The organism is Streptomyces sp. NPDC004629 (assembly GCF_042873595.1).
Classification (GTDB): domain Bacteria; phylum Actinomycetota; class Actinomycetes; order Streptomycetales; family Streptomycetaceae; genus Streptomyces.
Window position 1 is genome coordinate 217412 of sequence record NZ_JBIALO010000007.1, and the last position, 23686, is coordinate 241097.

17 protein-coding genes and 1 pseudogene are annotated in these 23686 nt (G+C 73.0%); 5 read left to right on the top strand and 13 right to left on the bottom strand.

Features of this window, described 5'->3' with window-relative positions; translation table 11 throughout:
• The first annotated feature begins 54 nt into the window (after positions 1-54).
• Together ACFYTE_RS13140 and ACFYTE_RS13145 are read left to right on the top strand one after the other, a co-directional pair.
• Positions 55-1161 carry a substrate-binding domain-containing protein gene (locus ACFYTE_RS13140; protein ID WP_388708872.1) on the top strand — a complete coding sequence of 369 codons (1107 nt, stop codon included), beginning with the start codon at positions 55-57 and terminating at the stop codon, positions 1159-1161.
• Positions 1162-1328: 167 nt separating this feature from the next.
• Positions 1329-1601: pseudogene (locus tag ACFYTE_RS13145) on the top strand (carbohydrate ABC transporter permease); the annotation flags it as partial.
• A gap of 43 nt (positions 1602-1644) precedes the next feature.
• Here ACFYTE_RS13145 and pstB read toward each other — a convergent pair.
• From pstB to pstC, 7 genes are all read right to left on the bottom strand, one after another.
• Positions 1645-2442, bottom strand: a complete 798-nt coding sequence (gene pstB / locus ACFYTE_RS13150; RefSeq protein ID WP_388709119.1) for a phosphate ABC transporter ATP-binding protein PstB — start codon at positions 2440-2442, stop codon at positions 1645-1647.
• Positions 2443-2503: 61 nt separating this feature from the next.
• On the bottom strand, positions 2504-3412 hold the full coding sequence (locus tag ACFYTE_RS13155; protein ID WP_388708874.1) for a sortase: 909 nt from the start codon (positions 3410-3412) through the stop codon (positions 2504-2506).
• 85 nt (positions 3413-3497) lie between these two features.
• Positions 3498-5486: an Ig-like domain repeat protein gene (locus ACFYTE_RS13160; protein WP_388708877.1), complete on the bottom strand. Its 1989-nt coding sequence runs from the start codon at positions 5484-5486 to the stop codon at positions 3498-3500.
• 135 nt (positions 5487-5621) lie between these two features.
• Positions 5622-8294 carry a hypothetical protein gene (locus tag ACFYTE_RS13165; RefSeq protein WP_388708879.1) on the bottom strand — a complete coding sequence of 891 codons (2673 nt, stop codon included), beginning with the start codon at positions 8292-8294 and terminating at the stop codon, positions 5622-5624.
• Positions 8291-10048: a phosphate ABC transporter substrate-binding protein PstS gene (locus ACFYTE_RS13170; protein ID WP_388708882.1), complete on the bottom strand. Its 1758-nt coding sequence runs from the start codon at positions 10046-10048 to the stop codon at positions 8291-8293. The genes ACFYTE_RS13165 and ACFYTE_RS13170 overlap by 4 nt, the downstream gene beginning before the upstream one ends.
• Complete coding sequence (pstA, locus tag ACFYTE_RS13175) at positions 10048-11646, bottom strand: phosphate ABC transporter permease PstA (protein ID WP_388708884.1); 1599 nt, start codon at positions 11644-11646, stop codon at positions 10048-10050. Before pstA ends, ACFYTE_RS13170 begins: the two co-directional genes overlap by 1 nt.
• 1 nt (position 11647) lies before the next feature.
• The gene (pstC, locus tag ACFYTE_RS13180; RefSeq protein ID WP_388708887.1) at positions 11648-12664 is read right to left on the bottom strand and encodes a phosphate ABC transporter permease subunit PstC; all 1017 of its coding nucleotides are present in this window, start codon (positions 12662-12664) and stop codon (positions 11648-11650) included.
• A 489-nt stretch (positions 12665-13153) separates the two neighbouring features.
• Between pstC and ACFYTE_RS13185 the strand changes: the two genes are divergently transcribed.
• From ACFYTE_RS13185 to ACFYTE_RS13195, 3 genes are all read left to right on the top strand, one after another.
• Positions 13154-13576, top strand: coding sequence for a hypothetical protein (locus ACFYTE_RS13185; protein ID WP_388708890.1), 423 nt, complete (start codon positions 13154-13156; stop codon positions 13574-13576).
• Positions 13577-13852: 276 nt separating this feature from the next.
• Entirely contained in the window at positions 13853-15256 is a 1404-nt protein-coding gene (locus tag ACFYTE_RS13190) for a glutamate decarboxylase (RefSeq protein ID WP_388708892.1), read from the top strand.
• Positions 15257-15559: 303 nt separating this feature from the next.
• Positions 15560-16951 carry an MFS transporter gene (locus ACFYTE_RS13195; protein ID WP_388708895.1) on the top strand — a complete coding sequence of 464 codons (1392 nt, stop codon included), beginning with the start codon at positions 15560-15562 and terminating at the stop codon, positions 16949-16951.
• A 57-nt stretch (positions 16952-17008) separates the two neighbouring features.
• On the opposite strand, the gene ACFYTE_RS13200 is transcribed toward ACFYTE_RS13195, so the two are convergent.
• From ACFYTE_RS13200 to ACFYTE_RS13225, 6 genes are all read right to left on the bottom strand, one after another.
• On the bottom strand, positions 17009-18976 hold the full coding sequence (locus tag ACFYTE_RS13200) for a helix-turn-helix domain-containing protein (protein ID WP_388708898.1): 1968 nt from the start codon (positions 18974-18976) through the stop codon (positions 17009-17011).
• Between the two features lie 121 nt (positions 18977-19097).
• Entirely contained in the window at positions 19098-19898 is an 801-nt protein-coding gene (locus tag ACFYTE_RS13205; RefSeq protein WP_388708900.1) for a 3-hydroxybutyrate dehydrogenase, read from the bottom strand.
• A gap of 54 nt (positions 19899-19952) precedes the next feature.
• Positions 19953-20432, bottom strand: a complete 480-nt coding sequence (locus tag ACFYTE_RS13210; RefSeq protein ID WP_388708902.1) for an NUDIX domain-containing protein — start codon at positions 20430-20432, stop codon at positions 19953-19955.
• Between the two features lie 9 nt (positions 20433-20441).
• A complete protein-coding gene (lnt, locus tag ACFYTE_RS13215) occupies positions 20442-22064 on the bottom strand; it encodes an apolipoprotein N-acyltransferase (protein ID WP_388708905.1) in 1623 nt (540 codons plus the stop codon).
• Positions 22065-22207: 143 nt separating this feature from the next.
• Entirely contained in the window at positions 22208-22762 is a 555-nt protein-coding gene (locus tag ACFYTE_RS13220; RefSeq protein WP_388708907.1) for a hypothetical protein, read from the bottom strand.
• 105 nt (positions 22763-22867) lie between these two features.
• On the bottom strand, positions 22868-23653 hold the full coding sequence (locus tag ACFYTE_RS13225) for a glutamate racemase (RefSeq protein ID WP_388708909.1): 786 nt from the start codon (positions 23651-23653) through the stop codon (positions 22868-22870).
• Positions 23654-23686 lie beyond the last annotated feature (33 nt).

Genomic DNA, 23686 nt, shown 5'->3' on the forward strand with positions numbered 1-23686 from the left:
GTTATGATGCGCGCATCGTTCAAACGAACATGGCTCGCACGGTGGGAGGGGCTCATGCGGGAGCCGGTCGACGTCAGACGGCAGCGGATCCTGGCCGCGGTCCAGGCCAGGGGCGCCGCACGGGTGAGTGACCTCGCCGCGGAGCTTCAGGTGTCGGTGGTGACGGTGCGCCGTGACGTGGAGGAGCTGACCCGCGCGGGCCGGCTGCGCCGCGGGCACGGCGTCGTCCGGTCCGTGCTGCCCGCGCCGCGGCCGCCGGGCGAGGTACCGGACGGGGACGCCGTCGCCGTGGTGGTGCCCGAGCGGCACACGTATCTGTACGAGGCGCTGCACGGCGCGCGCACCGTGCTGGAGGATGCCGGGGTGCGCATCGCGCTGCACATCGCGCCCCAGGCGGCCGGGGCCGAGCGCCCGCTGGTGGAACGGGCGCTCGCGGACGGCGCGCGGGGCCTGCTGCTGGCGCCCCGCTGGCGGTCCCTCGCGGCGGAGGAGGCCGACTACGCGTGGCTGGCCGCGCTTCAGGTGCCCGCCGTGCTGATGGAGCGCAGGCCCCGGCCCGGCACCGCGCTGTCCGCCGCGGACTCGGTGTGCTCGGACCACCGGCACGGCGCGCGGCTGGCCGTGGAGCATCTGGTGGCGCTCGGCCACCGGCGGATCGTGTTCGCCACCCGGGACGACAGTCCCACCGCGCGGACGCTGCGGGCGGCGCTCGCGGAGATCGCCGACGCGCATCCGCTGGTGGAGGACTGGGCGTGGACGCTGAGTTCGCCGTCGGCCGGCCAGGGCGGGCCGTACACGGTCCGGCAGACCGCGGAGCTGTCCGCGCTGCTGCGTGAGAAGCGGGCGACGGCGGCGGTGCTGCACGGCGACGTCGACGCGCTGATGCTGATCCAGCAGCTGGCCGAGAACGCGGAGAATGCGGTGCGGGTGCCCGAGGACTGCTCGGTGGTGGCGTACGACGACGTGGTGGCCGGCATCGGCACGATTCCGTTGACGGCGGTCGCCCCGCCGAAGGCGGAGGTCGGCCGGGTGGCGGCCGAGCTGCTGCTCCAGCGGTTGGACAAGGCGCGCGGGGCCGCGTGGTCGGTGCGGCGCGTCGCATTGCTGCCGACGCTGGTCGTGCGGGGTTCGACCGCCGCGCACACCGAAACCGCCGAGTGAGCGTTTGACCGCTCTTTTTCTTCTGATCGGTCTATTGACCGCTTATGGTGGGCCGATCAGTGTTCCCGTGTCCCGAACCGCGTGTCCCCGGACAATGCCCGGTCGACACAGCCGTCGATCCGTGCTCGCCGCGCCGGCCGCCGTACCGCTGACAGGAGCCGTGAGCGCTGTGGCTGGTGCTCGCCGCGGGTAAGAACCGGGACGCGCTCTTCAGCAGTTCCCTGCTGTCCGCGCACGACTTCTCGTTCGTGCAGAACCTGCGGGACCTGTTCGCCATGGACGGCGGGCAGTACGGCCGGTGGTACCTCAACAGCCTGGTGTACGCGGTGGTCGGCGCCGTGGCCTGCGGCTACGCGTTCGACAAGTACCGTTTCCGGCACAAGGAGGCGGCACAGCGGCTTGCGGTCCGGTCGGCCCGTTGTGAGGCCGGGATTCTCGCGCCGGTCGTCCCCGGCGGGCCCCGCCATCGCCCCGTGGGGGAGGTCAGCCGAAGCGGCCGGCCACGTAGTCCGCCGTCCGCTGGTCCTTCGGGGTGTGGAAGACGTCGTCGGTGGCACCGTGCTCGACGACGGCGCCGGGTGTGCCCTGCTCGGCGAGGAAGAACGCGCACTGCTGGGAGACCCGGGCGGCCTGCTGCATGTTGTGGGTGACGATCACGATCGTCACCTGGCCGGCCAGGTCGTGGATGGTCTCCTCCACCCGGCGGGTGGAGGTGGGGTCGAGCGCCGAGCACGGTTCGTCCATCAGCAGCACCCGGGGCCGTACGGCCAGCGCGCGGGCGATGCACAGCCGCTGCTGCTGGCCGCCGGACAGGGCCCCGCCGGGCCGGCGGAGCCGGTCGCGGACCTCCTTCCACAGGCCGGCGCGGGTCAGGGACTCCTCCACCAGTTCGTCCTTGGCGCGGCGGCTCACCTTGGTCCCGGTCAGCTTCAGCCCCGCCACCACGTTGTCGTAGATCGACATGGCGGGGAACGGGTTGGGCTTCTGGAAGACCATGCCGATGCGGCGGCGGGCGTCGGTCAGCCGCCACCCGGGGTCGTAGATGTCCTCGCCCTCGAAGCGCACCTCGCCGCCGAGGGCCGCGCCGGGGATCAGCTCGTGCATCCGGTTGAGGGTCCGCAGAAAGGTCGACTTGCCGCACCCGGAGGGACCGATCAGGGCGGTCACCTGGCCCGCGGGCATGGTCAGCGACACCCGGCTGAGCACCTGGTGGCTGCCGAACCACGCCGAGACGGCCCGCGCCTCAAGGGTGGCGGGAGCGGCGGGCGGGGCGTCGGTCACGGGGAGTACGGCGGTGTCGGTCACGGTGGGCTACCTCGGTTCGGGGCGGCGGTGCGCCGGGTCAGAGCAGGTTGGGGAGCAACTCGGTGGTGCGGGTGGCGACCTGGAGGCCCAGCACGGCGACGACCGGCGCGAAGACGATCCAGGTCTGGTGGCGGCCCCAGCGGTGCCACGCCCACACCGCGGCGACCGCCGTCAGGAGCAGCGCCTGGAGCCACATCACCAGAGGCCAGGGGATGCCGGAGGGGCGGGCCAGCGGCTCCTCGGCGGCCGGCAGGGTGCCGGCGCGGATGACCGCGGCCGGGCTCTGGAACGGCGCGGACACCAGGTCGGCGTCGACGCGCAGCACGCCGCCGGGCGCGAAGCGCGGGCCGGTGGCGGTCACCAGCACCAGCCGGCCCTTGCCGGCGGCCAGGGTGGGCGGCGCCGGGTCACCGGCCCGGCGTACGTCGCTGACCCGGAACGCGGCCTTGCCCTGGCCGGTGGTCACGGTGAGGGTGTCACCGGCGGCGAGGTCGGCCAGCCGGCCGAACGGACCGCCGTACGCGGCGGCCCGGCCCATCAGGACGCTGGTGCCCGCCTGGCCGGGCAGCGGGGTGTCCCGGCGGTGGCCTGGCCCGTCGGTGAGGACGCTGGAGTCGGTGCCCTCCAGCACCACCTGGCTCAGGCCGAGTTTCGGCACGTCGATCAGGGCGAGCGGTGTGCCGGGCGCCAGCAGGTCGCCCTGCGGGTCGGTCTGGGACACCGGCGCGGTGCCCAGGGCGAGTTCGCCCCGCAGCTCGTCGAAGGCCGCGTGCTGCGCGCTGTGCTGCTGGATCCCGCTGACCAGCAGGAGCTGGGCGGTGATGCCGAGCAGCAGCGCGGCGAGGCTGAGCAGGCCACCGCGGGCCAGATGGCGGGCGGCGGTGACGCTGCGGACACGGGTGCGCGGCGCGGCCGGGGCGAGCGTGGTCGGTGCGGCGACGGTCACGGCGGCCCGCCTCCTTCGCTGGTCGTCGGGTGGAGCCGGCGGGGGGACCACGGGGGCGCGTGGTCCCCCCCCCGGCGCGGGTGGGTCAGGTGGACTTGATGGTGTAGTTGGCGCCGGCCTTGTGGTTGACCGTCGAGGAGCCCGCGTAGGAGGCGTGCAGCACGTGCTTGCCGCGGCTCAGCCTCGGCAGGGTGATGGTCACCTTGCCGCGGCTCAGCGTGCCGGTGGCGCGCAGCTTGGTGCCCTCGTAGATGCGGACGGTGCCGGTCGGGGTGGTGCCGGTCGCGGTGACCTTGACCGAGACCTTGGCCCGGGCCGTGTGGCTGACGGTGGCGGGCGCGGCGGAGGTGACGGTCGGCGTCGCCTTGGTGATCTTCAGGGTGGCCGTCGTGGCGGACGCGTTGAGCTTGGTGTTGCCCGCGTAGGAGACGGACAGCGTGTGCGTGGCGACCTTGAGGTGGTTGGACAGGGAGACGGTGACCTTGCCGCCGCTGAGCGTGCCGCTGCCGAGGACGGTGCCGCCCTCCTTGACCGTGACCTTCCCGGTGGGGGCGACACCGTGCGAGCCGGTGACGGTGACGGCGACCTTCGGCGTCCTGCCGTAGGCGGTCGTCGCGGCGGTCGCCTTGGTGGCGCTCAGGTACTTGACGGAGCCCTTCCACGTGGCGGCCGGGCCCGTGCCGTTGAGGTTGGCGGCGGCGACGCTCGCGCTGTAGCCGCCGACGGCCAGCCCGGAGAAGGTGTACGAGGTGGTGCCGGCCGGGACGTCCTTGGTGGCCACGACGGCGCCGTCCGAACCGGTCAGCGTGACGCGGTAGTCGGTGAGCGGCAGTGCGGTGGCGGCCGGGGCGGTCCAGGACAGCTTCAGGCTCGCGTCGCCGGTGGTGGCCTTGAGGGCGGGCGCGGCGGGCGTCGACACGTCGAGGCCGGACTGCTCCAGGCCGCCCAGCTTGGCGTGTCTGGTCAGGTTGACGGAGCCGTTGTACGACTCGTTCACGAAGCCGAAGTCGGCGATGACCTTCTCCGCGGCGTCGGAGGCCATGGCGGCGGTGTGGCTGCCGCTGGTGACGAAGACGTCGTAGAGGTCCTTGTCGAAGAAGATGCCGGTCGGGTCGATCGCCCGGCTCGGCACGACGTTGTAGACGTCACGGCCGAAGGTGGCGTTCTCGTAGTAGGCGTCGACCGGGGCGAGCTTGCCGTTGACGGTCGTCACCGGGGAGGTGGCGCCCTCGTCGCCGGGCAGCTTCACGGAGGCCAGCTGACCGCCGGCGGCGGCAGCGGACTTGCTGTAGTCCGGGGAGACGCCGTTGATCTGGGCGATCCAGCTGCCCACGGAGAACGGCACCAGCGCGCCGTCCTGGGTCAGCGCGGCGTCGGCCTGGTTCTCCTGGACGGCCGCGACGGTCGGGGAGAGCGTGGCGTCGCTGAGGCCGATCGACGACAGGAAGAACTTGCGGGTGCCGGAGCCGCTCTGCGGGATCTTCGGGTACACGGTCTGGCCGTTCACCTTGGTGAGCGAGCCGGAGTAGATGTCGTGCAGCTGCTCCACCGTCAGGGTGCCGAGCGCCGAGCCCCGCACCGCGACGCCGACCGCGTCCCGGGCGAACGGAATGTAGGTGAGGGCGCTGCCGGAGGCGCTGGGGCCGCTGGAGGAGCGGGCGAAGTCGACCTGGCCCTTGATGGCCACTCCGGCCGAGTCCGGGTACTTGTCGCCGGACAGGGACTCGGTCAGGGCCAGCCGGCCGGCACCGGATCCGTTCGGGCGCAGGAAGGCGGGGCCGCCGGAGCGGGTGGTGATCTTCGACGTGGTGGAGCCGGTGCCGGGCTCGATCGCGTCGTAGGAGGCGATCCCGGCGCCGCTTGCCGCCTTCACGGCGGTGCCGGTGTAGCTCTTGCCGTTCACGGTGTCGCCGGCCAGGGCGTTGAGCACGTCCTGGGTGGTGTCGGAGCCCACGCCGACGAGCTGGCGGAAGGTCCCGGCGGGAGTGGGGTCGGCGTACGCCGGGCTGGTCAGAGCCAGGCCGCCAGCCACCACGGCGGCGGCGAGCGCCGCCGTAGAGCGCGTTGTGCGCATCGAGTGTCTCCTGACGGTAGTGCGTAGCTGGAGCAGTGGCTCCAAGAGGGATCTGGCAGGGTGGTACCGGCCGTCCGCCCCGACTGCCTTTCGGGGCGGAGGGCCGTCTGGGGAGCGCCGCGCGGGCGCTGGGCCTCAGGGCAGCAGGCGCCTGAGCCGTTCGGGCAGCGTGATGGCCGGTACGACGGTCAGGGTCCGGCCGCCGGGCAGCGGCACCCGCAGCGGGAGCCGTGGCCTGCTGCCGCCGGCGAAGGGCGCGCCCACCCCGGCGACGGCGCCGAGCGCGGCGCCGACCGGGACGGCGTAGCGCAGCGGGTTGCCGGGGTCGTCGGGCGTGGTGCCGGTGGCGGTGGTCTGCACGGCCTTGCCGCCGTCGAAGGAGGCCGCGGCGCTGGGCCGGGCGCCGACGCCGCCGGGCGCGGTGCCGTCCGCGCCCGCCGCACCGCCGGTGCCGGTGCCAGTGCCAGTGCCGGTGAGGGAGCTTCCGCCGCCGCCGTCGGGGATGGTCTCGGAGCCGCCGCCGGCCGAGCCGGTACCGCCGTCCCCGGTGCCGTCGCCGGGCGCGGCCGAGGAGGCAGGCCCGGTGTAGTGGAGCAGCGTGTCGGCCGCGCCTGCGGTGCGGGCGCGCAGCTCGGCGGAGAGCGGTGCGTAGCCGTCGGGCAGCCGGCCCGGGTCGGCGCCGCTGATCTGGCCGCTGCCCGCCGCATACGTCAGCAGGGCCGCGTAGTCCTTGCGGGCGGCGGCGTCCAGCGTGCCGGGCCGGACCGCCGCGTACACCAGCTGGGCCAGCGGGTAGGCGCCCGGTGCCTTTGCGGTCGCCGGGGAGATCTCGGCGACGCCCTTGCCGGAGGCGCTGTGTGCCGCCGCGGTCAGGGCCGCGGCGCTCGGGGCGACGAAGCGGCCCGCGGCGTTGCGCAGCTTGGCGCTCTGCAGCCCGTAACGGGCGGCGGAGGCCGCGTCGGTGACGGTGATCACGAACCGGGAGCCGACCGTCTGCGGGCCGGGGTTCTTGAAGGCGGGCGGATTGGCCAGCACGTCCCAGCTGGACTTCCACAGCGTGTCGGCGCGCCGGGCGTGCAGGGCGCCGGAGTGCATGCTCTCGACGTAGGGGTGGAAGTCGGTCATGCACTGCCGGACGGTGGCGTCGGTGCCCGGCGGGATCGTGCACCACGGGTCGCTCTTCGGGTAGCTGTCCACATGGGACGGGTCGAAGCCGAAGCCGCTCGGGTTCAGGTCCGCGTTGGTGCTGTAGTAGGGGTTGACGCGCATGCCCCAGTCGTCGGACACCCCGGCCAGGAAGCGCCGGGCGTCCCGGTCGGACGTGATCCACTGCCACAGCGCGCGGGCGGTGTCGGTGTGCCCGAGCGAGGTGATCAGATCGGTGTCGGTGGCCGGGGTCTCGGCGACCGAGAGGTGGGCGAACTCCTGGTTCAGGGCGACGAATTCGGGGTCGCTCGCGAGGCCCGCCGGGTTGCCCTTCGCCCAGCCGTAGCCCTTGGCCGCCCGGTCGCCGAGCACGGCGCCCCAGGGCGAGTTGCGGTAGGACTCGGTGAGCAGCTTGGCGACCAGGCGCGGGGTGAGATTGATCGAGTCCACCTTCGTGCCGGCCAGTGTGCGGATGTCGTCGGGTGCGCCGGCCTTGGGTCTGCGTTCGATGGTGAAGCCGATGACGGCGCCGGAGAGCGCGACCGGCGCGTAGGTCGTGGTGCCGGGCGGGGCCGTGGCGCCGTCGTCGGCACCCAGCGCGCGGGTGGTGAAGGCCAGCCCCAGCGAGCCGTCCGCGCCGAGCCGGGCGCGGGTGTCCGGCTCACCGAGCTGGGTGAAGCCGTAGACCCGTCCGGCCGGGCACAGGGCCGACTGCCAGCTGGTCATCGCGTCGGCGGCCAACTCGCTGCCGACGGTGGGGCGTTCGTGGGCGCCGAGGGCGCAGTTGGTGCCGACGGGGTTGAAGCCGAGCGGGATCGCGATGCGGTTCTTCCAGTTGCTGGAGGACACCGGGGAGCCCGCGTTGACCTGGCTGTGGTCGGCGTAGGGGCGGCCGTCGAGGTCCAGGTGGCCCTGGGGGACGATCACCAGCCAGCAGGGGCGCGGCCGGGTGCTGCCGCCACTGGTGACCGGCGCGCCGCAGCCCAGGTGCGGCGCCTCGTTGGCGGTCTGCACCTCGACGTACTCGCGGCCGGTGCCGTCGGCGCCGGTGCGGGCGAAGTCGACCTCGTTCGTGGTGTTGCGGTTGAAGAAGGCGTTGTTCTGGGTGCCGGTGGTGATGACCGTGCCGTCCACCGACTTGAACGGCACCTCGGCTGGGGCATTGGGGTTGGCCGCCCCGAACCGGTCGTCCTGGCCGTAGTTGGTGGGGTCGGCGCTGTAGAAGACCTGGCGGGTGTCGTCCTGTCCGTTGCCGGGCCAGTTGCCGCGGTCGGTGGTCGGGGAGGCGCCGTACTGGCACTGGGTGCGCGGCGGTCCCGGATTGCCCGGGACGGTGCCGTCGTCGTCGCCCCAGCACTGCATGATCTGCACGAAGTCCGTGTTGAACAGCGTGCCCGCGAAGGTGGTCGGGGTGCCGCCGGTCCAGGAGACGGTGACGGCCTGGCTGGTGAGGCGGGTGGTCCGGTCGACGGTGAACTTCATGTCCTTGAACTCGCCGCGGCCCGAGACAGTGACGGCGGAGTCGGCCAAGTCGCCGGCGCCGGCCGCGGCCGAGGAGGGGGCGGCGGCCTGGGTCACGGCGAGCCCGGCGAGGGCGCCGACCGCGGCGCCGGCGACCAGGCGGACGAGGGCGCGACGCAGCCGCGTCCGGATCGGCTTCACCGGGAGCCCTCCTTCGTGCCGTCGCCGCCCCGGTGTGCACCGGCGTCGGGCCGGGAACGCGCGCCGACCAGCCGGGACACCGTCGACGGCAACAGCAGCAGGCCGAGGACGAGGAACGCGGCGAGCAGCATCAGGGTCTGGGTGCCGCTCCAGCCGTGCCGGCCGGCGATGGCGACGGGCTGGGCGAGGGCCACGGTGCCGTCCGCGGCGGCGCCGCTGCCCCCGGAGGCCGAGCCGCCGGGCGCCAGGGTCTGTCCGGTGTCGGGGTCGACGGACGGCCGGGCGCCGCCGGAGCCGGCCGCGGCGCTCCCGCCGGCCGCGGCACCGCCGCCCGTCGAGCCGCCGGTGGCCGTGCCGCCGGTGGCACCGCCGTTCGCCGAGCCGCCGGCCGAGCCGCCCGACGTGCCGCCGGAACCGGCGGAACCGCCCGACCCGCCACCGGACTTGGCGCCGCCGCTGCCCGAGGTGCAGGGCGCCGCGCCCTTCTTGTCGCAGTCCGCCGGGTAGGGCGCGGTCTGGGCGAGCTTGTTCTGCCCACTGGTGGTGAAGGTCGGGTTGTTGCAGCCCTTGATGTTGATGTTCTGCGCCTGGACGCCGGGGATCCGGCGGATCTGGTCGAAGCCCGCCTCGACCAGGTTGATGGGCAGGGGTGAATAGCCGAGCTGGGGCGCCTGTTGCTGGCCCTGGCACATGAAGTAGTAGGAGAACGCGCCGAGCGTCTTGCCCTTGGCCTTGGTGAAGGTGCCCTGCACCGTCAGCGGCAGGATCATGTACGAGTAGCTGGAGAGCGGGTAGTTGCGCCTGTCGGTGTCGTTGTAGACGCCGTCGAGCTGCTGGGTGAGGTAGTCCGGGCTGCTCCTATTGGAGTTGATCTTCGCCTTGAGCAGGGAGACCGCGACGTTCTGCGGGGTGGGTTCGGTGTAGTAGCCGGAGTGGTTGAGGACCTTGGCGACCGGGTAGTGCGCGTTGAGCGCGTAGGAGTAGTTGACGTAACCGATCGCGCCCTCGCCGTAGTTCTGGGCGACGTAACCGGCCACGCCGAGGTCGCCGGACTGGGCGATCATCCCGGAGACGGTCGGGAAGTAGGAGGTCTGCCCGCAGGCGCCGGAGCGTCCGACGCGTCCGCAGTACGCCTGCCACAGCGCCTTGTGCTGGTTGGCCATCCACATCGTGAACTGCGCGGTGGAGCCGGAGCCGTCGGAGCGGACGACGGGGACGATGGGGCGGCGCGGCAGCTGGAGTCCGGGGTTGTCGGCCTTGACGGCCGGGTCGTCCCAGGTCTTGATGACACCGGTGAAGATCTTCGTGACCACGTCGCCGGACAGGCGCAGGTTGGTGACCCGCTTGCCGTTGACGGTCAGGTGGTACATGAAGACGGTGCCGCCGGCCACGATCGGCATGTAGGCGTACGAGCCGGTGGCCGGCCGTTCGGCCGCCGATCCGTCGGTGGGGTGCGTCTGGAAGGGGATGTCCGAGACCGCGAAGTCGACGGTACCGCTGAGGAACTGGCGGCGGCCGTCGGAGGAACCGGTACCGGCGTAGCTGATCCGCATGCCGTACTGGTTGACGGCCCGGCGCCACTCGTCGACGGCGTTCTCCGCCCAGGTGGAACCGGCGCCCGCGATGGGCGTGTAGCTCTCGGCGGCGGCCGGTGCGGCCAGGGGTCCGGCCAGCAGTCCGGCGAGCATGCCGAACAGCGCGCCGAGGATCCCGAGCGCCCGCAGGCGGCGCGGGCGGGTGAGGTGGCTGAGCATCAGTCGTCTTCTCCGGTGGTCTCTACGGGGGCGGGGGCGGGGGCATCGGCATGCGGACCGCGGACGGCCGGGGGTCCGACGGACCGGCCGTCCACATGCGGTCCGCCGCCCGGCAGCACATCGGCGAACCGGCCCCCGCCATCGGCGCGCTCGCCGTCGACGGCCCGACCGTCCCCGGCCCCGACGGACTCGGCCGCGACGGTCTCCACATCGACAGGCTCGCCCCCGACGGGCACGGTGTCAGCGGACTCAGCCCCGACAGACTCGACCCCAAGGGGCTCAGCGGCACCCGGTTCGGCGTCCACGAACTCAGCCCCGACGGGCTCGACGTCGGCGGCCCCGGCCCCGGCGGACCTGCCATCGCCGGCGGCGGCGGTGTCGGCGGGCTCGGGGTTCGGGAACGAGGGGAGGCCGGGGGCGTGCAGGTGGGCGAAGCGCTCGGTGTCGCGGTGCGAGGCGCGGGCGGTGCGCCGGGTCTGACGGCGGCTCAGCTGCCCGGCGCCGCGTCCGCCGATGACGCGGGCGATCGCGAACAGCACCAGTACCAGCGCCATCAGCACCGCCGCCGCGCCGAAGCCGCGGGCGATCATCGTCGGTTCGGGCGACTTGACGAAGTTGAACACGGCGAGCGGCAGGGACACCATGGGCCCGTCGGTGGGGTCGGCATTGACCGCCGCCGTGAAGCCCGCGGTCAGCAGGACGGGCGAGGTCTCGCCGATGCCGCGCGCGGTGCCGAGGATGACGGCCGTGGCGAGTCCGGAGCGCGCGGTCGGCAGGATCACGTGCCACACCGTCCGCCGACGCGACGCGCCCAGCGCCTCCGCGGCCTCGGTCAGGGTCCCGGGCACCAGCCGCAGCACCACGTCCGCCGCGCGGATCACGATCGGCAGCATCATCACGCTGATCGCGAAGCCCGCCGCGAGCCCGGACTTCTGCATGCCGAGACCGAGGATCCACACGGCGTACACCATGAGCCCGGCGACGATCGAGGGCAGCGCGGTCATCGCCTCGACGATGGTCCGCACGAACCGGGAGAACCGCCCGGGGACCTGGTTGAGGTAGACGGCGCAGGCGAGTCCCAGGGGCACGGTGATGGCGAGCGCGATGGCTATCATCGTCAGCGTGCCGAGCATGGCGTGCGCGATACCGCCGTGGGTGAGCGGGTCGAGCGGCCCCGAGGACTGCATGTCCTCGGTGAAGAAGTTGCCGTGCGGCAGCGCCTGGCGTCCGCGCCACGCGGTGAAGCCGACGACCAGGGCGAGCGCCGAGAACAGCAGCCCGGCCGCCGTCCACAGCACGACGGTCATCACCCGGTCCCGTACGGTCTGGCCGTCCTCCTCCAGGCCGGTGAGCACCGCGTAGAGGGCGAGGAAGACCAGGTACGCGGTGACGGCGAAGCCCAGCGTCCCGGAGAACGGGGCGAGTTGGCCGAACAGCAGCACGGTGACGCACAGCGCGGAGAGCGCGGCGCCGGTCGGGGCGAGCACGCCGGAGCGGCTGAGGCCGCCGATCCGCCGGGGTTCGTCGGGCCGTTCGGCCGGTGCCGGGAGCGGTGCCGCGGCGGCGCTCTGGGCCACGGTGTCGTTCAGGACGGTCATGTCATGCCTCGCTCTGCGCGCCGGACCGGGAGCGGGCCACGATGGACGAGGCGGTGAAGTTGACCGCCAGCGTGAGCAGGAACAGCGCCAGGCCCGCCGCCATCAGCGCCGACATTCCGAAGGTGGAGGCGTCGCCGTAGTGCAGGGCGATCAGCGAGGAGACGGAGTTCGAGCCGGTCTGCAGGACGTGCGGCTGGATGACGAAGACCGGCGAGATGATGAGGTAGACGGCGATGGTCTCGCCGAGGGCCCGGCCCAGCCCGAGCATGGTGCCGCCGATGATGCCGCCCTTGCCGTACGGCAGGACGACCGCGCGGATCATCCCCCACCGGGTGGCGCCGAGAGCGTACGCCCCTTCCCGCTCGCCCGCCGGGGCCTGCGCGAACACCTCGCGCATCACCGAGCACTGGATGGGCGCCACCATCAGCGCCACGACGAGTCCGGCGACGAACGTGGAGGCGGTGTACACGCTGTCGGAGGCCAGCGGCTCACCGGACTGGGCGCCGTCGACCGCCAGGAACGGAATCCAGCCGAACCAGTCCGACAGCCACCGGGACAGCCCGATGACGTGCTGTTGGAGGAAGAACAGCCCCCACAGTCCGTACACCACCGAGGGCACGGCGGCCATCAGGTCGACCAGGGTGATCAGGGTGCGGCGCAGCCGGCGCGGTGCGACGTCCGAGATGAACAGGGCGGTTCCGACGGCCAGCGGCACGGAGATGGTGACCGCGACGGCGGCGATCAGCAGGGTGCCGGTCAGCACGGCCGCGATGCCGAACCGGTGCACGTCCGGCTGCCATTCGGCCGTGGTGAGGAACGAGAATCCGGTGGCCCGCAGCGCCTGTCCCGCCCTGAGCAGCAGGAACAGCCCGACGGCCGCCATGATGGCCAGCACCGCGACTCCGGTGGCCGTCAACTGGTACCGGAAGATGCGGTCTCCGAGCCCCCCGGCCGTATGCGGCCGCCGAGGCACGGGTCTTTCGGACTCCAGGCTGCCGGAGCCCTCGTACGCGGACACCACGTGCGTCCCCCCAATGCCGGTGCAACTCTCCCCGCACGACGCCGAGAAGGTGCCGTGCGGGGAGAGTCAATGGCCGAATACTTTCGGCCCGCCCCGCCATATGTGGAGAATCAGTGAACGAATCATGTCTTTTCAGCGGGGGAATTGTGTGGCTCCACCACACGGTTGCCCGAAGCTACCGGACACCCTCGCCACGCCCCGCCGGGCGGCGCCCGGCCCCTGGAACCGGCCCCGCGCCCGCCGGTCCGCGTGCTCCCGTACAGCCGGCCCCCGAGCGCGGAAGGTAAGAGAAAAGTAAGAGGACCCGGGTCCGCGCCGGCCGTTTCACCTGCGCGGACACACAGAGGGTCACTGCGCCCGACGGCCGTGGCGGCCGGATCGGGATGCCGCTCCCGGCGACCCGGTTCACTCTGATGGAGGCATGGCAAGGCCCGATGGCCCATGCCCGGCCCAGGGGGGCATCCGTCGACCCGAACGGGAGTCACCATGATCTTCACCTTCCGCAGCCGCACTGTCCGGACGGCCGCCGCCGGCGCCCTGACCGTGGCACTGGTGTCCGCCGGGTCTGTGGCGGCCCATGCCGCCACCGACCCCGCCCCGAAACCCACCACGACACACAGGTCCCTGCCAGAACGCGCCGCCTCGCTCACGGCCGAGGTCAGTCCCGCCAGCGTGAAGCCCGGCGAGGAGATCCGGATCACCGGTCGCAGCACCGGTCTGCCTGCCGGCGACCCGGTGATGCTGCAGCAGGAGAAGAGCGGCGAGTGGACCACACTTCCGATGGACTCCGCGGTCGAGGAGGGCGAGTCGTACACGCTCACCACCCGGCCCACCGCCCCGGGCATCCAGCACTACCGCGTGGCGTCCGGCACCACGCACTCCCCGACCGTCTCCGTGACGGTGAGGTAGGGCCCGGCCAGGCGCGTTTGCGCCGCGCCGGAACCGAACGCGCGCACCGGCCGCCGTCACTCCGTGTGGCGGCGGCCGGTACGGGCGTTGTCGCACACGGGCAATGCCACGGTGAGCCCATGACCGGTTGTCACACGGGGAAAATCCGGTTCATCACTCCGCAAATCGATCACTAGATCGGTGTAACCGGCACGGATGCCGGGCCGCGAAGGGATCTAACGTCCGGAATGTACGCGGGCCGCACCGCACTCGGACCAGAAAGGTCTTCAGGCACCCATGCCCATTCCGGATACCGGCGTCCTGCCGGAAGCAGAACCAGACACCCTCGTCGTCTCCCCCCAAGTCCTCCCCCAGCCCGCCGACACGCTGCTCGTGCCGGTCGAGGAACTGCCCGCGGCGGAATCGTCCCCCGACGCGGTCCACCGCCGTGTGCGCGACGAACTGCTGCTCGACGGCAACGCCCGGCTCAACCTCGCCACCTTCGTCACGACGTGGATGGAACCGCAGGCGCGGCACCTCATGGCCGAGACCGCGGAGAAGAACCTCGCGGACCGCGCCGAGTACCCGCAGATCACCGCCATGGAGAAGCGCTGCGTCCAGATGCTCGCCCGGCTGTGGCACGCACCGCACCCGGAGCGGGTGCGCGGCTGCTCCACCACCGGCTCCAGCGAGGCCGCCATGCTCGGCGGCCTCGCGCTCAAGCGCCGCTGGCAGGCCCGGCGCCGCGCCCAGGGCAAGGACGTCACCCGTCCGAACCTGGTGATGGGCGCGAACGTCCAGGTGTGCTGGAAGAAGTTCGCCAACTACTTCGAGGTGGAGCCGCGTTACGTCCCGATGGGGCCGGGCCGCCACCACCTCACCCCCGACACCCTGACCGCCTACTGCGACGACAACACCATCGGGGTGGTGTCCGTCCTCGGCTCCACGTTCGACGGCTCCTACGAACCCGTCGCGGACATCTGCATGGCCCTCGACGGCTACCAGGCCGCCACCGGCACCGACATCCCGGTGCACGTCGACGGCGCCTCCGGCGCGCTGGTGGCGCCGTTCCTCGATCCCGGTCTCATGTGGGACTTCCAACTCGAACGCGTCGCCTCCGTCAACGCCTCGGGGCACAAGTACGGCCATGTCTTCCCCGGCCTCGGCTGGGCCCTGTGGCGGGACGCCGACGCCCTCCCGGACGACCTCGTCTTCGAGGTGGACTACCTCGGCGGCACGTCCCCGACCTTCACCCTCGCCTTCTCCCGCCCCGGCGCCCATGTCGTCGCCCAGTACTACAACTTCCTGCGGTACGGCTTCGAAGGGCTGCGGAACCTGGCCGGACAGTGCCGCTCGACGGCCCGCGCGCTGGCCGCGCAGATCGCCGACATGCCGCCGTACGAACTGGTCACGGACGGTTCCGAACTCCCCGCCTTCGCCTTCCGACTGGCGCCCGGCACCCAGGACTTCACGGTCTTCGACGTGTCCCAGGCGATGCGCGCCCGCGGCTGGCACCTGCCCGCCTACACCTTCCCCGCCCCCTGCCAGGACGTCTCCGTGCTGCGCCTGGTGGTGCGCACCGGCTTCACCGACGAACTGGCCCGGCTGTTCGTCTCCGACCTGTCCCAGGTGACCGCGCAGCTCCGGGTTCCCGATCCGCGCCGACGCACCGCGGTGCTCCGTCCCGCCGCCGCGACCTGATCCCCCGTCCCCGCTTCCGGTCCGGAACCTGACGGACAGACGCAGACGGACGCAGACGGACGCAGACGGACGCGGATGGACGCGGATGGAAGCCGACGGAAGCGGACGGTTCCGGTCGCCGCGGCCTGCACCACCGGTCGCGGCGGCCGGCCTCGCGACGCTGTGCACGGGACACCCGGCGTAGTGGCTGCGCACACACATCAGCTCATACCTATAAATCCCCAGCACATATCCGCTGGACCTGCTTCTTCCTACGGTGTGCCGACACCCACCGTCCCCACCGCACACGAGGAAGTGGCGCACATGGCCCCCGCAGCATCCGCTCCACCGACCCAAGCCAGGCTCCCCCGCATCGTCGCCGCCAGCCTCATCGGCACCACCATCGAGTGGTACGACTTCTTCCTGTACGGCTCGGCCGCCGCGCTCGTGTTCAACAAGCTCTTCTTCCCGGACTCCGACCCGCTCGTCGGCACCCTGTTGTCGTTCCTCACCTATGCGGTCGGATTCGCGGCGCGACCGCTGGGCGCCCTGGTGTTCGGGCACTACGGGGACCGGCTGGGGCGCAAGCGGCTGCTGGTGCTCAGCCTGCTGATGATGGGCGCCGCGACCTTTGCCATCGGTCTGCTGCCGACGCACGCGAGCATCGGAACCGCGGCGCCCGTGCTGCTGACCGTGCTGCGACTCGTCCAGGGCTTCGCGCTGGGCGGCGAATGGGGCGGCGCCGTGCTCCTGGTGTCCGAGCACGGGGACGCCCGGCGGCGCGGGTTCTGGGCCTCGTGGCCGCAGACCGGGGCGCCCGCCGGACAGTTGCTCGCGACCGGTGTGCTGTCACTGCTCACCACGCTGCTGTCGGACTCCGCGTTCGGCAGCTGGGGCTGGCGCATCCCGTTCCTGCTGTCGGGCGTGCTGGTCGCCGTCGGCCTGTGGATCCGCCTGTCCGTCGACGAATCGCCCGTGTTCCAGGAGGCGTTGGCGCGGGCGGAGGCCCGCAGGGCGACCGCGGCGGCCGACCCGGAGAAGCTGCCGCTCGTCTCCGTGCTGCGGCACCACTGGCGCGACGTCCTGGTGGCGATGGGCGCGCGCATGGCGGAGAACATCAGCTACTACGTGATCACCGCGTTCATCCTCGTCTACGCCACCACCTCGGCCGGTGTCTCCAAGCAGACGGCCCTGAACGCCGTGCTCATCGGGTCGGCCGTGCACTTCGCGGTCATCCCGGCCTGGGGCGCGCTGTCGGACCGGGTCGGACGCAGGCCCGTCTACCTGCTGGGCGCGGCCGGGATCGGCCTGTGGATGTTCCCGTTCTTCTCCCTCATCGACACGGGCTCGTTCGGCAGTCTGATTTTGGCCGTCACCGTGGGCCTGGTCCTGCACGGCGCGATGTACGCGCCGCAGGCCGCCTTCTTCTCCGAGATGTTCGCGACCCGGATGCGTTATTCCGGCGCGTCCATCGGCGCCCAGTTCGCCTCCGTCGCGGCCGGTGCGCCGGCGCCGCTCATCGCCACCGCGCTTCTCTCCGAGTACGACAGCTCCACTCCGATCGCGCTGTACGTGATCGCGGCGGCCGTGCTGACGCTGGTGGCCATCGGGGTGGCCAAGGAGACCCGGCACCGCGACCTCGCCGAGGTCGACTCCGGGACCGCGGCCGGCCGGGAGCAGACCGCCGACCGGGCGGCGGACGCCCGCACCGTCTGACCCGCGTTCCGGTTCGCGCTCCGGTCGCACTGACCCCGTACGGACGTCCGTACGGGGTCAGTGCCGTGACGGCACGGCCAACCGGTGCAGCCGCAGGGCGAGTTGGATCTCCAGGGCGCGGGCCGGTTCCTGCCAGTCGTCGCCGAGGAGCCGTGCGACCCGGTCGAGCCGCTGGGCGACCGTGTTCACATGGACGTGGAGTTCGTCCTTGGTGCGGGCCGGGCTCATGCCGCAGGCGAAGTACGCGTCGAGCGTGCGCAACAGCTGTGTACCGCGCCGTTCGTCATAGGCCGCCACGGGGCCGATGGTGCGCTCGACGAAGCCGGTGACGTCCCGCTCGCCGGCGAGGAGCAGCCCGAGGAAGCCGAACTCCTCGGCCGCGGCGCCGTCTTCCGAGCGGCCGAGCAGGCGCAGCGTGTCGAGGCAGCGACGTCCCTCGGCGTAGGCGGCGGCCACGGCCTCGGGGCGGGCGAGCAGGTCGGCGACCGGGGCGGACGCCCCCACCGTGACCGGCTCGTGGACGGCCGCGCCGAGGTGGCGGGCGGTGCGTCGGGCCACGTCGGTGGCGGTGTCGCCGCGGCCAAGCGGCAGCAGCAGGACGGTGCCGCCGTCGCGGGCGGCGGCCAGGCCGTGCCGGGTCGCGGCGAGGTGGGAGGCGGCGGCGCCGAGGCGGCGGCGGGCGGCGGCCTCGTGTTCGGCGTCGGGCGCGGCCCCGCCGAGCCGGGCGGCCAGGACGACGTGCACGGCGTCGAGGTCGGCGTGCAGCCGGGAGGCGCGGTCGCGCAGCAGGCGCGGGTCGCGGTCGCGGGCGTCGAGGAGGTCGTCGAGGAGTTCGCCGCGGACCCGTTGCTCGGCGTCGGCGGCCGAGCGGCGGGCGAGCAGCAGCAGCGAGGTGACCGACGCGGCACGTTCCAGGGTGCTCTGGTCGACGGGGTCGAGTCCGGGGTGGCCGCGCAGCACCAGCGCGCCGAGGAGTTCGCCGCCCGCGGCGACCGCGGCGATCCAGTCGGCGCCGTGGGGCACCGCGTGGCCCTCCGCCCTTGAGGCCTCAAGCGCCGCTGCCGGTGCGTCCCCGGTCTCGGCGAACTCGACGGTGGCGGCCAGGACTTGGGAGACCGCGGCGGCCACGTCGTGGACCCCACCGCCCCGCAGGACGAGTTCGGCGAGCCGGTCGTGGACGTCCGAGGCCCGCTCGATCACCGCGCTGCGGTCCCGGATGATCTCGTTGGCCCGCTCCAGGTCGGCCAGCGCGGACCGGGTCTCGGTGAGCAGGTTCGCGGTGTCGATCGCGGCGGCGGCGAGCGCGGCGAAGGAGCCGAGGAGCGCGATCTGTTCGCGTTCGAAGACCCGCGCGCGGCGGTCCGCCGCGAACAGGACACCGATGACATGCGGACCGAGCATGAGCGGAACACCGAGGATGGCGACCAGGCCCTCGTCACGCACGCCTGTGTCGATGGTGAGCGTGTGCCGGAAGCGGTCGTCCTTGAAGTAGTCCTCGGTGACGTACGGGCGGGCGGTCTGGGCGACGAGCCCGCCGAGCCCCTCCCCCATGCCCAGGCGCAACTGCTGGAAGCGGGCGGCGACCGAGCCCTCGGTGACCCGCATGTAGGTGTCGCCGCGTGCCGGGTCGTTGAGGCTGAGGTAGGCGACGTCCGTGCCGAGCAGCGAGCGGGCGCGCTGCACGATCGCCTGCAGGACCGCGTCCACGTCCCGCAGTCCCGCGAGGTCGTGGGCGGTCTCGAAGAGCGCGGACAGCTCCGCCTCGCGCCGCCGCCGGCCCTCCAGTTCCGCGCGGACCCTGAGCGCGAGGAGCTTGGCCCGCTCCAGCGCGGCGATCCGGTCGGCGGGCCGGCCCTCGGCGCGGGCGAGCAGCACCGGCTGCTCGTAGGCCTCGGCCGGGGCACCGCGGGCCAGCAGGTCGAGGAACGCGGTCCCGGCGTCGCCGTCCGGTGTGCCGGCGGCACCGGCCGGGAGCTGCGCGGCGGTGGCGGGGCGCCCGGTGGAGTGCAGGTGATCGCGAGACATGCTTCCAGGATTCCGCATCGCCCGTCGATCGCGTCCGGCCTGTGGAAAACTCCCCGGTCCGCGGTCGCCGGGCCGGTCAGTGCGCCGGTCGGGCCGGTCGATGCGCCGGTCGCCGGGCCGGTCAGTGCGCCGTCCAGCCTCCGTCGAGGACCAGCGAGGTGCCGGTGACGAAGGCGGCCTGCGGGCCGCAGAGGTAGGCGACCGCCTCGGCCACCTCCTCCGGTTCGATGAGCCGTTTGACGGCGCTGTCCAGCAGAAGCACCTCGGACAGCACGCGCTCCTCGGGGATGCCGTGGGCCCGCGCCTGGTCGGCGATCTGCTGCTCCACCAGGGGGGTGCGCACATAGCCGGGATTCACACAGTTCGAGGTGACACCGTGGCCGGCGCCCTCCAGGGCGGCCGTCTTGGACAGGCCCTCCAGGCCATGTTTGGCGGCCACATAGGCCGACTTGTAGGCGGAGGCGCGCAGTCCATGGACGGAGGAGATGTTGACGATACGGCCCCAGCCCTGACCGTACATGTGCGGCAGCGCGCCCCGGATGAGCCGGAACGGGGCCTCCAGCATCACGGTCAGCACGGTGTGGAACACCTCGGGCGGGAACTCCTCGATGGGGCGGACCAGCTGCAGCCCGGCATTGTTGACCAGGACGTCGGTGCCGGCGGCGGCGTGTTCGGCGGCGTCGAGGTCGGTCAGGTCCAGGACCTGCGGTTCGATGGTGCCCGCCGACTCGCGGGCCCGCTCGGCCAGCGCCTCCAGACCGGCCGTGTCCCGGTCGACGGCGCGCACCTTGGCGCCGGCGGCCGCGAGTCGCAACGCGCAGGCGCCACCGATGCCGCCCGCCGCACCGGTGACGAGGGCGGTGCGGCCGGACAGGTCGAGCGAGGGGGTGTGCGGACCGGGCAGGGCGCTGGGCGAGGTCATGGCTCGACCCTAAGCAGCACCCCGACCCGACCACATGTGGTCACACCCCATACTTCATTGAAAACTCGTAGGGATAAACCATGTGGGTTCATCGGACAGGGCCTGCTTGATCCGGAACAACTGGCGTTCGTTCATCGTCGGCATGGCGTCCACCTCGAACCATCCGACCTCCAGGGACTCGTCGTCGTTGACGCGTGCCTCACCGCCGACGGCCCGGCAGCGGAAGGTGATGTCCATGAACTGACAGATGTCGCCGTTGCCGTAGGTGACCACATCGCCCGACTTCACCATCGCGACCCGTTCCGGGACGCACCGGACGGCCGTTTCCTCGTACACCTCCCGCGCGGCGCAGTCGGCCGGCTGCTCGCCGGGGTCCGGGATACCGGAGGGCACCGCCCACTTGCGGTTGTCCGCGCGGCGGCCCAGCAGCACTCGGCCGCGGTCGTCCAGGACGACGGCGCTGACGCCCGGAAGCCACAGCAATTGGTGGCCCGCCGAGCCCCGGATGGTACGGATGAAGTCAGGAGTACCCATGGATCGACCCTAACGGGCCCGTCGGCGTTCCTCCCGCGCGAGCGACGGGCGCGCAGCGGCCCCGATCGCCCAGCCGAGACCGCCCGCGGCGACCAGCACCAGGGCCATCTCGGGCAGGATGCCCAGCCGGGTGGCGGGGGTCTGCGAGGAGCGCAGCGGGATCTTCTGGACCAGGTGACCGGGCACGAACATGCCGGTCCTCTGGGTGATCTTCCCGTCCGGCATGATGATCGCGCTGACGCCGCTGGTCACCGGCACGGTCACGGTCCGGCTGTGCTCCACGGCGCGGACCCGGGACATGGCGAGCTGCTGGTAGGTCATCTCGCTGCGGTCGAAGGTCGCGTTGTTGCTCGGCACGGAGATCATCTGCGCGCCGTGGGTGACCGTGTCCCGTACGGCCCAGTCGAAGGCGGCCTCGTAGCAGGTCGCGAGACCGACCCGGGTACCGCCGATGTCGAAGACGCCCGGCTTGGTGCCCCGGCTGAAGTCCTGGCTGACCATGGTCGTCCAGCTGTCGTTGACGGCGTCGAGGAGCGAGCGCAGCGGCAGGTACTCGCCGAACGGCTGGATCTGCCGCTTGTCGTAGGTCTGGGTGGGCCCCTTGACCGGGTCCCACAGGATCTGCTCGTTGAACACTTTGCCGTCGCGCGCGACGACCCCGCCGACCGAGATGGGCACGCCGACCGCCTTGGCCGCCTCGTCGATGACGAGGGCCGCGTCGGGGTTGCCGAAGGGGTCGATGTCGGAGGCGTTCTCCGGCCACAGCACGAAGTCGGGCCGGGCGACCTTGCCCGCCTTGATGTCGGCGGCCAGCTTCCTGGTCTCGCGCGCGTGGTAGTCGAGCACGGCGCGCCGCTGGGCGTTGAACTCCAGGCCGGAGCGCGGCACGTTGCCCTGGACGACCGCGACGGTCACCGTGCCGTCCTCGGCCTTGTCGCTGACCAGCGTCCGGGCGGCCAGCGCCCCCGCCACCGGTACGGCCACGCTCAGCAGGGCCGCGGCGGCGGTCCCGCTGCGCACGGCACGGGTGCGCCGCCCCTCGGCCGCCACGCGCACGGCCTCGTACAGTCCGAATCCGCACAGGACGACGGCGAAGCCGAGCACGGGGGTGCCGCCGACCGCGGCGAGCGGCAGGAAGACGCCGTCCGCCTGGCCGAACGCGATCTTGCCCCAGGGGAAGCCGTGGAACGGTACACGCGCGCGTACCGCCTCGCCGGTCACCCAGACGGCCGCCGCCCACACCGGCCAGGCGGGCAGCTTCGAGACCGCCGCGACACCGAGCCCGACCAGCGCGACGAAGACCGCCTCCACGGCGACCAGGGCGAGCCAGGGCCCGGGACCGACCTCGACACCGGTCCACACCAGCAGCGGCAGCAGGAAGCCGAGGCCGAAGAGGTAGCCGAGGCCGAGGGCCGCCTTCCAGCCCCGGCCGCGCAGCACCCAGCCGAACCCGGCGAAGGCGGGCAGGGCGAGCCACCACAGGGTGCGCGGCGGGAAGCTGACGTAGAGCAGCACGCCGCAGAGCGCCGAGACGACGGCCGGGGCAAGAGGCAGCAGTCGGGCGCCGCGCGTGGACCACGGGCGCGCCCGGACCCGGTCCGGCTGGTCCACGGATGGTGCGGTGACGGTCACCCCGGGAGTGTACGGCGGGTGACCTTGCGGCCGACAACGCGGTCCATGAGAGGGCCCACGGCACCGCGGGGTCGCTTCATGTCATGACGACGGTGGTCCCCGGGGTCACGGCGGATCGGGCGCCCCTGGCCGCGACGGGGGTCTCAGTGGGCGGTACCGGGTGTGATGGTGCGCAGCCGGGCCTTGATCACCCGGACCGCCGACTCCGCGTTGTCCACGGTGATCGTGAACGTGTGGCCGTCCCACAGCCGCAGCACCACGCCCTCGCCGCGGCGCACGACGACCGCGGTCCCCTTCTCGGGCCGCCAGCGGTACCCCCAGCCGCCCCAGTGGCGCGGGGTGACGTGCGGGGCGAACTCGGCGCCGGCGACATGGCTGAGCGGGATGCGGCGGCGCGGCAGCCCGATGTGGCCGCAGCGCACTTCGAGGGACTCCTGGTCGAGCTTCAGGTCGACGTGCACGAACGCGAGGGTGCCGAAGAGGACCAGCAGCCCGGCCGCGATGCAGCCGACCACGGACATGACGAGCGCGGCGGTGCCCGAGGTCCAGGCGGAGTCCACGGCGAGTTCGATGCCGAGCGCCATGCAGGCCGCGCCGACGAGCGCGAGCAGCCACTGGACCCGGTTGGTGGCGCGGCCGGTCCACACTTCGGGGTGCGAGGCGTCGGCGGTGTCCTCGTCGTGGGGGTGGTCCTGCATGCCTACGAGGTTACTCAGGATTCGCCGTGCGGGTAGCGCGTTGCGCACAGTGGCAGCGCCGGGTTGCGGGGAGCGGCCCGCTGTGCCGGCCCGGCCGCCCTGTGGTCAGCGGGCGGGGCTCGCGGCCACGAGCAGGCGGCCCTCGGCGTAGTTCAGCGCGGGGGCCGGCAGCCCGCCCGCGCGGCCGCTCAGCAGCACCGTCACGGTGCCGTCGGCCGGCGCGTCGGGTGCGGGCCGCTCGCCGATGCGGCGCAGCGTCTGGGCGGCCACCGCGCCGGCGCTGCCGTGCAGGACCAGCGGCGGGGCGTCGGCGCGCCGTACGGCCGCGCGGATGCGTTCGGCGACCAGTTCGTAGTGGGTGCAGCCGAGGACGACGGTCGTCACGTCGTGCGGGGTCAGCCCGGCGGCCGCGCCGACGGCGGCGTCGATGGCGGCCTCGTCGGCGTGTTCGACCGCTTCGGCCAGTCCCCAGCACGGCACTTCGGCGACCGGTACGCCGTCGGCGAACTCCTCGATGAGCCCGCGCTGGTAGGGGCTGCCGGTGGTGGCGGGTGTGGCCCAGATCGCGACGGGCCCGCCGCCGGCCGCGGCCGGCTTGATCGCCGGTACGGTGCCGATCACCGGAATGCCGGGCTCCAGGCGGGCGCGCAGGGTGTCCAGCGCGTGCACGGTCGCCGTGTTGCAGCCGACGACGAGGGCGTCGGGGCGGTGCGCGGCGGCGGCCTCGGCCACGGCCAGGGCGCGCTCGGTGAGGTCTCCCGGGGTGCGCGGGCCCCACGGCATGCCGTCGGGGTCGAGGGAGAGGACGAGATCCGCGTCGGGCCGCAGACGCCGCACCGCGGCGGTGGCCGCCAGCAGGCCGATTCCGGAGTCCATGAGCGCGATCTTCACCCGGCCACGATAGACGATGGGTCCCGGCGGGCC

What these genes read in the sequence shown, in the direction of transcription:
- pstA (WP_388708884.1), bottom strand. Translation starts at nt 11,646, where the DNA reads ATGACCGTCCTGAACGACACCGTGGCCCAGAGCGCCGCCGCGGCACCG.
- ACFYTE_RS13170 (WP_388708882.1), bottom strand. Translation starts at nt 10,048, where the DNA reads ATGCTCAGCCACCTCACCCGCCCGCGCCGCCTGCGGGCGCTCGGGATC.
- ACFYTE_RS13220 (WP_388708907.1), bottom strand. Translation starts at nt 22,762, where the DNA reads ATGCAGGACCACCCCCACGACGAGGACACCGCCGACGCCTCGCACCCC.
- ACFYTE_RS13185 (WP_388708890.1), top strand. Translation starts at nt 13,154, where the DNA reads ATGATCTTCACCTTCCGCAGCCGCACTGTCCGGACGGCCGCCGCCGGC.
- ACFYTE_RS13190 (WP_388708892.1), top strand. Translation starts at nt 13,853, where the DNA reads ATGCCCATTCCGGATACCGGCGTCCTGCCGGAAGCAGAACCAGACACC.
- ACFYTE_RS13200 (WP_388708898.1), bottom strand. Translation starts at nt 18,976, where the DNA reads ATGTCTCGCGATCACCTGCACTCCACCGGGCGCCCCGCCACCGCCGCG.
- ACFYTE_RS13160 (WP_388708877.1), bottom strand. Translation starts at nt 5,486, where the DNA reads ATGCGCACAACGCGCTCTACGGCGGCGCTCGCCGCCGCCGTGGTGGCT.
- ACFYTE_RS13195 (WP_388708895.1), top strand. Translation starts at nt 15,560, where the DNA reads ATGGCCCCCGCAGCATCCGCTCCACCGACCCAAGCCAGGCTCCCCCGC.
- ACFYTE_RS13210 (WP_388708902.1), bottom strand. Translation starts at nt 20,432, where the DNA reads ATGGGTACTCCTGACTTCATCCGTACCATCCGGGGCTCGGCGGGCCAC.
- ACFYTE_RS13140 (WP_388708872.1), top strand. Translation starts at nt 55, where the DNA reads ATGCGGGAGCCGGTCGACGTCAGACGGCAGCGGATCCTGGCCGCGGTC.
- ACFYTE_RS13205 (WP_388708900.1), bottom strand. Translation starts at nt 19,898, where the DNA reads ATGACCTCGCCCAGCGCCCTGCCCGGTCCGCACACCCCCTCGCTCGAC.